Origin of the sequence: Paenibacillus sp. FSL H8-0104 (assembly GCF_038050215.1) — a bacterium.
Classification (GTDB): Bacteria; Bacillota; Bacilli; order Paenibacillales; family Paenibacillaceae; genus Paenibacillus; species Paenibacillus amylolyticus.
On record NZ_JBBOTC010000001.1, the window covers coordinates 3,491,101 to 3,503,699 of the forward strand.

The following is a 12,599-nucleotide window of genomic DNA, read 5'->3' on the forward strand; positions in this document are numbered from 1 at the left end:
GAAATAGGGCTATAAAGTGCTTCGTTCAGTAAGCCGCTGGATATGAATGGTTAAGTAAACGAATTCATCTTTGTTTAAGGACTGTACATACGTTTTTTCTAAGTACTCGTTGATCTTGCAAGTGCAAGAAAAGGCTCTGACATAAGTCTTTTTCACCTGCTGATATAAAAAATCTTCGCCGCTTTCATGAATCTCGTGGCGCAATAAGCGCATGGCGAAACATTGAAGGTGTGTTAAAAAACGTGAATAATTTAAGCTCGATTCATCAAGAACAGTGCCGTAATGGTACGTGACGATTTTCAAAATCTCGTTGACAATTTCAGTCATCTTTATCGTCAATTTCATTTCAGTGCCGTCAAGTCGGGCATTGACGACATGTAAGGCGATAAAACCAGCCTCATCTTCCCCGAGCGAAACCCCAATCATGTCGCTGATTAACTGCAGAGCATCCAATCCGATACTGAATTCCGTTTTATAGAAACGTTTAATTTCGAACAGCATGGCATTTTTAATCTCCATACCTTTGTTCTTACGTTGGATGGCAAAACTAATATGGTCGGTTAACGACAGATAAATATTGTCGCTGAGTTCAGTACCAAGTACATGGTTGGCGTGTTTTACGATCTCGTTCACAACTTCGAAATGAACGGCGGGTAATTCATGTATCAGTTCAGCCATTTTTACAGCAAATGCATGCTCGGCTAAATGGAAGATTTTATCGATCTTGTGTTCATCGACCACATCACCTGCACTTTTTTGGAAGGAGATGCCTTTACCCATAACGATGACTTCCTTCCCCTTTGTATTGCGGGTCAGCAGAAGGTTATTGTTTAATACTTTTTCAATAATCATGTGCATCGGCTCCTTGTTTTCTGCAATATGCATAAAAAAAACCTAAGATAGTTCAAACGCCGCCAATTGGTTAACGGCATTCAAACTTTCTTAGGTATTGCCCGAATCAACGGTCACAATCCTTATTTGAGGTAACTATAGCACAAGTGATAAAGCGGTTTCAAGTTACAAATTAATCCCATTTAATTCCACTAAAAAAGTTCTTGACATGTAATGCATTACACAAGATAGAGTCCAAATTGAGAACACAATAGAACAAGGAGGACTTCAAAATGAAAAAGGGATTAAAAATTGTGACGATTGGCGGCGGATCGAGTTACACCCCAGAATTGATCGAAGGTTTTATCAAACGGCATCATGAACTTCCAATACGTGAATTGTGGCTTGTAGATATTGAAGCAGGAAGAGAGAAACTTGAAATTGTAGGAGCCATGGCTAAACGGATGGTAAAAGCGGCGGGAATCGACTGTGATATTCACTTGACGCTTAATCGAAGAGAAGCGTTGGCCGATGCCGATTTTGTCACCACCCAATTCCGGGTCGGCCTTTTGGAAGCTCGTATTAAGGACGAAACGATTCCGATTAGCCATGGGATGATTGGTCAGGAAACCAACGGAGCAGGTGGGATGTTCAAAGCATTCCGTACCATTCCGGTCGTTCTTGGAATTGTTGAGGACATGAAGGAACTTTGCCCAGATGCTTGGTTAATCAATTTCACGAACCCTGCGGGAATGGTAACGGAAGCTGTGCTCCAATATGGTAAATGGGAGAAGGTCATTGGTTTGTGCAATGTTCCGATTATTTCCTCCAAGAATGAAGCTGCTGTTCTGGAAAAAAATGAAGAGGAACTGTTCTTCAAATTTGCCGGTATTAATCACCTTCACTGGCACAAAATTTATGACCGAGATGGTAAAGAGCTAACTAAACAGGCCATCGAAAAGCTCTACGGTCCTGATGCCGAGCCAGAAAAAATGGTCGAAAATATAAAAAGTATGCGTTTCTTGTATGAGCAAATTCTCCAACTGGGTATGCTGCCTTGTCCTTATCACCGGTACTATTACATGACCGACAGCATGCTTGAAGAGGAAGTAGAAGCGGTCAATGGCGAAGGAACTCGCGGGCAGGTTGTGAAACGCCTGGAGGAAAGTTTGTTTGAACTTTATAAAGATCCTAACCTGAATTACAAGCCTAAGGAATTGGAAAAACGCGGAGGTGCTTATTACAGCGACGCAGCTTGTGAAGTTATTAATTCCGTATATAACAACAAGGGAACGCATATGGTAGTCAACACACAGAACCGCGGAGCAATTAGCGATCTACCATATAACAGTGCCATCGAAGTTACAAGTATCATTACAGCCCATGGTGCAGAGCCTGTTCACTTTGGCGCATTCCCGTCCGCACAAAAAGGGCTATTGCAGGTGATGAAGGCAATGGAGGAACTGACGATCGAAGCAGCGGTCACAGGAGATTATGCAACCGCTCTACAAGCATTCACACTTAATCCGCTCGTTACCAGCGGTGACATTGCTAAGGTAGTTTTAGATGAAATGTTGGAAGCGCATAAAGAACATCTTCCGCAATTTCACAAATAATTTATTTAGAGATTGAAGTCATTCAGGCCTGTCCCTCATATAGGGACAGGCCTGAATGTTGTTCGTTCATGAAGTTTAACGGGATGGAAGAGAAAAGAACTCATGATCTCAAATGGGCTCTTTTCTTCTTTTAAAAGGATGGATGTTGTTTTATGTAGATTTTCGTTCAATCAGTCTAAACTGAAGAGGATGAAGATTGGATGCCGAATTTTCCAGCATACTCATAATAATATTAAAGGCATTCTCTGCTTGTTTATCCACGGGGTAATGGATCGTTGTCAGATCCAGCAGGTGAGCGCTGTCTGTATTATCAAATCCCATGATTCCCACATCATCCGGAACCGAAAACCCCGAGCGTTGAATCTCCGTTAAAATACCTGCTGCTACCTCATCAGTCGAACAGGAAATGGCATCCGGCTTGTCCGTTTGTTCTATCCACCATCGCGCTATTTCCTCACCATCATGAATGGTGACTTTATTATGAAATTGCGGAAAGCCAGTGTTCTTCAACCCATGCTTCTGTACAAAATCCTCATAAGCTCTTATTCGCTCCAAGGTATTCTGTCCTTTGGACGAATACACGTTCAAAATTTTACGATAACCTCTGGCATACAGATATTCGAGACCCAGCGTATAACCTTGATATTGGTCCATAAATACGGACGGTATGGTGTCGCTGGTAAGACGCTGCCATGTTACAATTGGCCCATATTTCGTATAGGATTCGATGATATCCCACTCAATCGTCCGTACCAGACAAAGAAGGGCGTCCACCTGTTTACTGCGTAACATTTCAAGCGCTACAAGCTCCTTATCACGATCTCCGTCTGTCATAAAAAGCATAATGTTGAATCCGTATTTTTGGGATATCATGTGGAATGAACGGACAAGTGACATCAAAAGGGGATTGTAAGTAACACCCATAACACCGATGACTTTTGTCGCTCCATTTTTTAAGGACTTTGCATTCGAATTAGGGACATAATCCAATTGCTCAATGATGTTCAAGACTTTTTCTCTTGTTAAATCGCTTACATAAGGATGTCGATTAATTACCCTTGAAACGGTTGCTGTAGAAACGCCTGCAAGACGTGCAATCTCTTGAATATTTGCCATCTGATCCACCTCATCATTAAGGATAGCACGATTTTAATTGTTTACAAGGTAGAGGCCATCATCTCGATTTGTGACCAGATAATGGCATGTTAGATGTTGAAAACAAAAACTTAATCCTCACAAAGTGACACGTATTTTTCATATACCTTCTACGTTGGTTGACAAACCAAAACCACGTTTGTTAGAAGCTCACCTTTAACAAACGTGGTCGAGAGGGCAGCTAGATAAGACGCTAAGAGCTTGAGTTTGTCCTTTCCGCCAGTTTAGTAATCAACTCGATATCTTGTTCGGTTAATTGTTCAAAAAAATGTTTGCGTATTGCCTTGGAGAGGTAGGGACGGGCATCATCTAACATTGATTTTCCAGAAGAAGTGATACTGACTTGTACTCCACGATCGTTGTCTAATGGTTTCTTCATCACGAGTCCACGTTTTTCCATACGCTTCAGATGATGAGATAATCGACTTTTATCCCAGTCCATAGAGTCGGCTAATTCCTGTTGGCGAAGGCTACCATCCCCAAAAAGGACTAATCGGTCCAATACTCCAAAATCACCCTCTGACAATCCTGAGTGATCGGCCATATCTTTGACGATACGACCGAAGATGGTCTGAAAGGAACCTTTCCACATATGCCATATTCGCATTTCTTCTTCGTTAAGTTCATTTTTATCCATAGGAGCATAATAACATGGTTGACGCGTCAACTTCAATGTGCTAAATTTGATCCAAGGTTGACGTGTCAACTTAGTTCATATGGACCCACCAATCACAAAAAAAGGAGATTATAACTATGCAAGATAAACCTGTCGCTCTGGTCACCGGGGCTAATAAAGGTATCGGCCTTCAAATTGCGAAGGATCTCACGAAACAAGGATTCACCGTGCTCGTTGGATCTCGCAGCCTCGAGAATGGAGAAACTGCCTCAAAAAGCATCGGTTCAGATTCACACGCTCTCCAGCTCGACGTTACAGATGAAAACTCCATCGCTGCTGCTGCAGAACGTATTCGGAACGAATTTGGTCGTCTCGATGTACTCGTGAACAATGCGGGGATCTCGCACGCAGGCAGATCGGGTGAACCATTTCCAAATGGTGGTGCAACGAGTGGTCTTTTGACCGTTGCTTCGCTTGAAGATATTCGTACAGTTTATGAGACTAATGTTTTTGGAGTTATTGCTGTTACGCAGGCGATGTTGCCACTTTTGCGGGAGGCCCCGGCAGCACGTATCGTCAACATAGGCAGTACCGGCGGCTCCCTTAGCTGGAACTCTATTCCCGAAAACTCGCATCGTGCGATGTTTGGTGCCTATTCGGCATCAAAATCAGCTGTTCATGCGGTGACACTTGCCTTTGCATTTGCGCTTGAATCAACAAACATCAAGGTCAATGCGGCATGTCCAGGCTTCACATCCACTGCGCTTAATAATTTTGCTGGTACTCGTAGTGTTGAACAAGGGGCTAGTGAAGCGGTCCGGCTGGCGATGATTGGAGCGGATGGCCCAACAGGAACATTCTCAGATGAGGATGGACCCATTGCTTGGTGATCATAGTTATACAATGAGGGTGAGTAACTTAAGGAGGATTTCATGATGCGCGTTTTCGTAACAGGAGCAACAGGCTACATCGGTTCCGCTGTCACCAGCGAACTTATTGAAAGGGGGCATCAGGTCATCGGTCTCGTGCGTTCAGACAGTAGTGCAGCGAAACTAAAAGAGTCCGGGGCCGAAGTACACCGCGGTGACATCAACGATCTTGACAGCCTCCGTAGTGGTGCAGCTGCTGCGGATGGCGTCATTCATCTGGCATTCCATCACGACTTCTCGAACTTCGCTGGAGCACTCACAACAGATCTGCATGCCGTAGAAGCGATGGGGGCGGCACTTGAAGGATCTGGCAAGCCGTTCGTAATCACCACACATGTGAATGGAGTGGCAACGGAGAACATGGTGTTAGCGCTGGCAGGGCGTGGAGTGCGTACATCGATTGTAGAGCTTTGTCCATCGGTACACGGTGAGGGTGACACAGGATTTGTGCCGAGCCTGATCAATATTGCCAAGATTAAGGGCTTCTCAGCCTATGTGGGAGAGGGGAACAACCGCTGGCCGGCTGTGCATCGCCTTGATGCCGCGCATCTATATTGTCTGGCGTTAGAAAAGGCACCCGCTGGTTCACGACTAGATGGGGTCGCAGATGAAGGAGTACCATTTTGCGACATCGCGAGTGCTATTGGTGAGCAGCTGAACGTACCTGTAGTCAGCATTTCACGCGAAGAGGCAGATGCCCATTTTGGCTTTCTCAGCACACTCGCATCGCTCGATATCCCGAGATCAAGCATTGCAACTCAGGAACTTATGGGATGGCGGCCAGTGCAACCTGCACTGATTCCCGACCTTAAACAGTCTCATTACTTCAACAACTGATTGGAATTTTCACGCCTTTTTAAAAAAATAACAACCATTAATAGAAGACACTCCATTCGTCAGGGGTGGCTTCTTCTTTTGCTAATGTATTCTTAAGACGTGGAAAAAATAGGTTCTTGAATTTCTTTCCCGATGTACAGCCGAATCCGAGATTGTGATAGGCTGTATCTACAAAAGTATTACACATTCTAAATGGAAGGGGATGATTTACCTGGATCAGGAACTTGCGACCACGATTGCTATCGAATTTAAGAACAATCAGAAGGTGTTGAATGCGATCGGTGACGAAACCCGGCAAGCCATCCTCATAGCCTTGATTCAAGGGCCGCAAAAACCCGGCATGCGCGTAGGAGAGATCAGGATGAAAACTCATCTTTCCCGACCGACCGTATCACATCATCTGAAAATATTGAAAGAATCACAGATAATAAGTGTTCGTAAAGAAGGAACTCTCAACTATTACAGCCTTGACTCCGGTAGCAAGTTGAAATTGTTGAAAAACCTGGTGAACGAGATAGAAAAGTTGCTAACGCAATGTGAAGAACAAGCATCGGAACAACAATTAGAAAAAACGGGGAGGGGGAGTTGCGAATGAATCAGACAGTCGCAGCGGCAAACGGAGTGGACATTCCTCAACTCGGGTTCGGCCTATATAAGATCAAAGACGGGGGGACCTTCGAAAGGACTGTCGAGGAGGCTATTCGAATGGGTTATCGCCATTTCGATACGGCCAAAATTTACGGTAATGAAGCGGCGCTAGGTCGGGTCATCCAAAACAGCGGCATTCCCAGGGAGGAGTTCTTCATTACCTCCAAGGTATGGACGACAGACCTGGGGTACCGTGCGACGAAAAAGGCGTTCGAGCAGACTTGCCAGAAGCTGAACGTAACATATCTCGATATGTATTTGATTCATTTTGCCGGTCCTCAATACGTGAACGCCTGGAAGGCGATGGAAGAGTTATACGACGCAGGTAAAATCAAAGTTATAGGTGTAGCCAATTTCGAGATCCGGCATCTGGAGCATCTGAAGAAACATTCCCGGATTTCGCCGTTGGTAAATCAGATCGAGACCCATCCGGAATTTCCGCAACACGAATTGCATGATTATATGGTTCGGCATCGGATTCTGCATGAGGCTTGGGGACCGTTGGGGCAGGGAAGCAAAGCGCTGCTGGAGCATCCGGAGCTGGTGGCAATTGCCCTTTGCCATCAGAAATCGGTTGCGCAAGTCATTTTGCGCTGGCATCTGCAACGCGGAATTATTGTCATCCCCAAATCATCGAATCCTCAACGGATAAAAGAGAACAAAGAAACATTCGACTTTGAGTTGAATGAGAAGGAAATGGAACAAATACGACGGTTGGACACGGGTAAAAGATATTCCGTAAGTCCAAATGGCTACATGGTCAACCCGATTTATATCAATTTGATGAAATTATTTATTCGTTCTCATTGATGGATCATATTTCTGCGGTACTGGTAGGGCGTAACTCCATATTCGACTTTGAACAACTGGATAAAATATTGATTTTTTCGGTAACCAACCATCTGCGCTATATCGGCTACACGGAGTTCCGAATCTTGAAGCAATTGAGAAGCCTTCTCCAACCTTTTCCTGGAAATGTAGTTTGACACATTTTCGCCCGTTTCTTGTTTGAATAGTTTGGAAAAATAAACAGGATGGAGATGTGCAACTTTCCCCAGTTCATCCAGGCTAAGGCCATGTGACAGATGGTCTTCGATATACGTTTGTACTTTGTCAACGATAGTTTGAATGGACATCTGTTTGTTGTTTCTGATTCGACTGACCCGATCCATGAGAGTTGAGGATAGTTCATCAGGATACCGTAACTGGTTGAATATCCACTCCACGGTTTCAGAGGGATCGCGATCCTTATCCGTTAGATATACATATAGAATGGTCTCCATGAGAAAGATTATTTTTTGTTTATGGAGATGGAAGTGATCATATTTTTTAATGATATTTCCCGCGGACTCCCAATCACCGCATGACGGAGAATGGTTGAATATGCCATTGAAGTCGTCTGAGTATACGTCCTCATTAAGAAAGAACCTGTAGAACATCTGTCGGGTCAAATTTCGATCAGTCAACAAAAATGGAGGAGACGCGACCGATTGCTCCAGTTTGATGGTCAGTTCTGCAGCAGCTTCTTCCGGAACAAGACCGAACAGTCCCGTTCCCGCAGCCCACACGAGACGATCCAATTTGTCTCCGACAGCATGTTTTATAGCATCCTCATGTTCCTGTGTGAAACCCTCCAGCTTGAAGCAGCACATACGACGATGACCTAAAAATTCAGTATACGCATCATATTGCTTCCTTAATGTCTCATTGTGAACAAGCAAGGAAAGCAGATACTCCAATCCATCGAAGTTCTCCCATGCAACAGATTGAGCGGGCTTAGTCTTTGTAATATTGTTGATGGCTTTGGACATGGCTTTCTCCACATCATCTTTGTCGACAGGTTTGAGCAAGTAGTCCAGCGCACCTAAACGGATTCCTTGTTGCGCATATTCGAACTCGGAGTAGCCAGAAAGGATGATCACTTTGGTTGGCAAGTTATGTTGGTGGATATGTTGAAGCAGATCAATACCGGAAACCTCAGGCATTCGTATGTCAGTGATCAGAATATCGATGTGGTTTTGAGTCAACATCTCTCGGGCTTCAATCGAATTGGTCATCGTCTCGATCTGATCAATGCCAAAGGTGTTCCAATCGAGCAAGTGCTTCATATACTCAACGACATAATGTCCGTCATCCACAATTAATAATCGCATTAGTTATCTCCTTTCACCACGGGAATGCTGATGAGCAGCAGCACGGACAAGCCGCCCCAATCATTAGTAGTAAAATGTAACCCGCTACGTTCGCCGTACGTATTTTTCAGACGTTGATTTACATTCCAGAGCCCTACGCCTTTAATTCCTTCAGGCGGGGTATCACTCTCAAGCCGAGCCTCCAGACTACGGATATCATCCAGCGAAAGACCTTTACCGTCATCGGAGACCTTGATCGTTATCGCAGTCTCCGTCTGTTTTACTTCAATCGTCACCCGATGGGCACCTTGTTGTCCTTCAATGCCATGTTGAATCGCATTTTCAACCACTGGCTGGATTATCAGCGGCATGAGGTGAAGGGAGGACAGTTCTGGCGGCAGATCAATACTGTACTCCATTTTTTTGCTAAGAGCCATAATGATCAAGAAATGTTCCGCAAACTGAAGCTCGCTTTCCAGCGTGACTTCATGCCGGTCCAACTTGGTTAAATAACGATAATATTCAGCTAGATGTTTGCTCATGCGCATGACAGAATCAGGTGAGAATTGAGCCACCGACATGATGAAAAACAAACTGTTGTACAAAAAATGGGGATTGATCTGAGCCTGGAGTTGTTGAAGTTCCGCACTTCGTCTTAGTTCCGTTTCAGTCTTCAAGGATACGAACAGATCCTGGATCTCGGTAACCATATGATTAAAACTTCTGAACAGGCTGTAAAACTCTCTATCCGTATTTTCGGTAATACGAGTATTATGATTGCCTTGTTCAACCTGTGAAAACTTCCGCTCCAACAAACGAATATTACGGTAATAGTTCCGGTAAAACGTAAAGATCACAAACAGACCAAGCGTGAACACGGCTAAAATGCTGGCAAAAAAAACTTTACGGTTGCGGTCAATCGGTTGCAGAAAATCATTCGTCTGTGTATATGTAATCAGGTAGGCGTCGATTGATTCAATATATCGGGAAAGAACATAGTAATCGTCCGACTTGGTGTGATAATCATATTTCAACGTGATCTCCGGCTGTGGAGAAAGCATATCGGTAACCGCTTTCAATAGATCGTTGTCGACTTCTTTCTCACTCCATAACTGATGGGAATTAAACCAAAAAAAAGCGTTTGAGCTGTCGTTGTTCACAGCCTTTTTCAGCAGATTTTTCAAATAATCGGTATTCAGCTTTACACCAACGACGTACTGAGTCGGTTCATTTTGTCCGGATTTTTGGATGTAAGGGTAGAGGGCAAAGTAATACAAGCTATTGCCGACGATCTGCCATCCCCGTTGATGAACATCCTTGAACGGAAGTCTCGCCTCCGGCGTACTGTTGGTGGACAGAAACGTTTCTTCAGACTTCCAGTAAATGCCGATCGATTCAATCGATCGACTGGATAGGAGCGTTTGCCGCAAGCGATCAACAATATCGTTTTTCTTCATTTGGGAATCGTAATTGCTCAGTTCGATAACATGCCTCTGATAAAATCGGACATCACTGTCAGCTGCATATTGAACTCCGTACATGTTAGCCTCGTATATAATCCCGTCCAGAATGCCTTTCACATAATCAAGCTGGTTTTTGGAAGCGCCAATCAGATTTTCTTCAAGTGTCTTGGAGCTTAATCGGTTCATCACGAAAAACAAACTTAACGTCAGCAGCAGAAAAAAAACAAAGAAATAGATGAATCGCTTCATATACATTTTTCTGATCATATGTGTTTCCTTTCATATCGCCAAACGCAGAAGTTTAAAATCCAGATCGGATTAACTTTAATATAAGCCAAACCTTCGAAAAGCGGAAGAGCAGCAAGAGTGATAAATGAAAGCGGTTTTAAAGTGCTTCAGGGTGGGGTGATGATCTTGAAATTTTGGCATTTTGGAGTGAAAGCGCTTTTGTTAAGCTTATCTTCAAGGATCGCTTTCAAAAAGCCATCATAGAGGAGGTATGCAACATTAACGAGATTGTACCCGCCAGATCTGCGAAAAAAACAAAAACAAAGCTATCCCAGCGGACTTCATTCAAAAAGGAAATTAAGAAAAGCTGGCCTTTGTACGTACTGTGTATTCCCGCATTTGTGTTTGTCTGCATCTTTTCTTATGGCCCGATGGTAGGTTTGCTCATGGCATTTCAGGACTACAAACCATGGCTGGGCATCACAGGTTCACGGTGGATCGGGTTAGATAATTTCGAACGAATTTTCCAGTACAAAGAAGCCACACAAGCGATCGTTAATACGTTAATTATCGCCGTTTCTAAAATTATCGTTGGTATTATCGTTCCGATCGTCATGGCTATTCTACTGAGCGAGATCCGAAATATGGGCATTAAGAAAAGTGTACAGACACTGGTGTATCTGCCGCACTTCTTGTCCTGGGTTACTGTGGCAGGGTTGATGATTGACATTCTGGGATTAGACGGAGGAATCAATCACATCTTGACACGTATTTTCGGGAACGATCCCATTTACTTCTTGGGTGATCCTGATCTGTTTCGATTTACGGTTGTGATCAGCGATGTGTGGAAGAGCTTTGGCTTTGGCATGATTGTTTATCTGGCGACCATTGCGGGAATTAATCCATCTTATTACGAAGCGGCCGAGATCGATGGTGCCACACGCCGGCAGCAAATTCGATACGTAACTTTGCCTAGCATGTTGCCCATGATTATCGTCATTTCTACGCTGAGTCTGGGCAATATTCTGGACGCGGGCTTTGATCAGGTTTTCAATCTGTACAATCCACTTGTCTACAGTACGGGAGATATCATTGACACCTATGTCTACCGTTCATCCTTGTTAAACGGGCAATACGGCTTCGGGACCGCTGTAGGACTGTTCAAATCGGGAATTAGCTTGATCTTGATCGTTGTCTCTTACAGGCTGGCCTATAAGTATGCCAATTACAAAATATTCTAACAAGGAGGGAGAGGGATTATGTACCATAAAACGACAGGTTATAGAGTATTCTCCTATTTTAATTACGCGTTTATGATACTGGCGGGGCTGGCGTGTTTCCTACCACTGCTTCATCTATTGGCGCAATCGCTCAGCAGCAAAGCGGCCATTAGCGGTAATATGGTTTCATTTTGGCCGGTGGGGTTCAATGTGGACGCCTATGTAAAAACGTTCAACAATTCTAATTTCAACGGTGCCATGCTAACATCCATCACTCGAACCGTATTGGGTACAACCATCAGCATGTTTATTCTTACCTGTGCAGGATATGCCCTGTCCAAGGAATTCCGGGGACGCAATGTGCTCATGTGGTTTTTTATCTTTACCATGCTCTTCTCGGGGGGATTGATACCTTCTTACATATTGATCACAGCCCTTGGATTAAAGGATACCATCTGGGCTCTTGTGTTACCGGGCGCTTTTGGTGCTTATAATTTGATTCTTCTCGTCAATTTTTTCAAAACGATTCCCAAAGCCCTGGAAGAAGCAGCTTTCATTGACGGAGCGTCCTTCTTCGTAATTCTCAGCAAAATATATTTACCATTATCTCTGCCTGGCATCGCGACCGTATCCTTGTTCATTATGGTGGGGCACTGGAACTCCTGGTTTGACGGGATATTGTACATGTCGGATGCAAGTAAGTATCCGCTGGCTTCGTTCTTACAGACCGTTGTCGTGCAGAGCAATATGCAAAATATGGCGATGAGCCAGTCCGAGGTGGCAGCCATGTCTGAACAGAGCATCAAGGCAGCGCAAATTTTTGTAAGCACGCTCCCAATCATTTTGGTCTATCCTTTTTTACAACGATATTTCGTGAAGGGAATTGTACTAGGAGCCGTCAAAGAATAGTTAGGATGACGACAA

Annotated in this window: 12 protein-coding genes; 7 read left to right on the forward strand and 5 right to left on the reverse strand. The window is 44.1% G+C overall.

Annotation, left to right across the window (positions count from 1 at the left end):
- Positions 1–9 precede the first annotated feature (9 nt).
- Positions 10–852 (reverse strand): BglG family transcription antiterminator LicT, encoded by an 843-nt coding sequence (licT, locus tag NST38_RS15565; protein WP_076253106.1) that lies wholly within the window; start codon positions 850–852, stop codon positions 10–12.
- A gap of 272 nt (positions 853–1,124) precedes the next feature.
- Between licT and NST38_RS15570 the strand changes: the two genes are divergently transcribed.
- The gene (locus NST38_RS15570; RefSeq protein ID WP_076253107.1) at positions 1,125–2,447 is read left to right on the forward strand and encodes a 6-phospho-beta-glucosidase; all 1,323 of its coding nucleotides are present in this window, start codon (positions 1,125–1,127) and stop codon (positions 2,445–2,447) included.
- Between the two features lie 150 nt (positions 2,448–2,597).
- On the opposite strand, the gene NST38_RS15575 is transcribed toward NST38_RS15570, so the two are convergent.
- Positions 2,598–3,563, reverse strand: a complete 966-nt coding sequence (locus tag NST38_RS15575; RefSeq protein WP_076253108.1) for a LacI family DNA-binding transcriptional regulator — start codon at positions 3,561–3,563, stop codon at positions 2,598–2,600.
- Between the two features lie 232 nt (positions 3,564–3,795).
- Positions 3,796–4,239: a MarR family winged helix-turn-helix transcriptional regulator gene (locus NST38_RS15580; RefSeq protein ID WP_076253214.1), complete on the reverse strand. Its 444-nt coding sequence runs from the start codon at positions 4,237–4,239 to the stop codon at positions 3,796–3,798.
- A gap of 116 nt (positions 4,240–4,355) precedes the next feature.
- Here NST38_RS15580 and NST38_RS15585 point away from each other — a divergent pair, with 116 nt between their 5' ends.
- The 4 genes from NST38_RS15585 (at position 4,356) to NST38_RS15600 (ending at position 7,442) form a co-directional block, all read left to right on the forward strand.
- Entirely contained in the window at positions 4,356–5,108 is a 753-nt protein-coding gene (locus NST38_RS15585) for an SDR family oxidoreductase (protein WP_076253109.1), read from the forward strand.
- Between the two features lie 45 nt (positions 5,109–5,153).
- Complete coding sequence (locus NST38_RS15590; protein WP_076253110.1) at positions 5,154–5,984, forward strand: SDR family oxidoreductase; 831 nt, start codon at positions 5,154–5,156, stop codon at positions 5,982–5,984.
- A gap of 202 nt (positions 5,985–6,186) precedes the next feature.
- Positions 6,187–6,579, forward strand: a complete 393-nt coding sequence (locus NST38_RS15595; RefSeq protein WP_047843023.1) for an ArsR/SmtB family transcription factor — start codon at positions 6,187–6,189, stop codon at positions 6,577–6,579.
- A complete protein-coding gene (locus NST38_RS15600; protein WP_076253111.1) occupies positions 6,576–7,442 on the forward strand; it encodes an aldo/keto reductase in 867 nt (288 codons plus the stop codon). Before NST38_RS15595 ends, NST38_RS15600 begins: the two co-directional genes overlap by 4 nt.
- On the opposite strand, the gene NST38_RS15605 is transcribed toward NST38_RS15600, so the two are convergent.
- Complete coding sequence (locus NST38_RS15605) at positions 7,436–8,785, reverse strand: response regulator (RefSeq protein WP_076253112.1); 1,350 nt, start codon at positions 8,783–8,785, stop codon at positions 7,436–7,438. The genes NST38_RS15600 and NST38_RS15605 overlap by 7 nt on opposite strands.
- On the reverse strand, positions 8,785–10,476 hold the full coding sequence (locus NST38_RS15610) for a sensor histidine kinase (protein ID WP_341344014.1): 1,692 nt from the start codon (positions 10,474–10,476) through the stop codon (positions 8,785–8,787). Before NST38_RS15610 ends, NST38_RS15605 begins: the two co-directional genes overlap by 1 nt.
- A gap of 335 nt (positions 10,477–10,811) precedes the next feature.
- On the opposite strand from NST38_RS15610, the gene NST38_RS15615 reads away from it, so the two are divergent.
- Both NST38_RS15615 and NST38_RS15620 read left to right on the forward strand, forming a co-directional pair.
- Positions 10,812–11,696, forward strand: a complete 885-nt coding sequence (locus NST38_RS15615) for an ABC transporter permease (protein WP_036616097.1) — start codon at positions 10,812–10,814, stop codon at positions 11,694–11,696.
- A gap of 18 nt (positions 11,697–11,714) precedes the next feature.
- A complete protein-coding gene (locus NST38_RS15620; RefSeq protein ID WP_017688372.1) occupies positions 11,715–12,584 on the forward strand; it encodes a carbohydrate ABC transporter permease in 870 nt (289 codons plus the stop codon).
- The last annotated feature ends 15 nt before the right edge of the window (positions 12,585–12,599 follow it).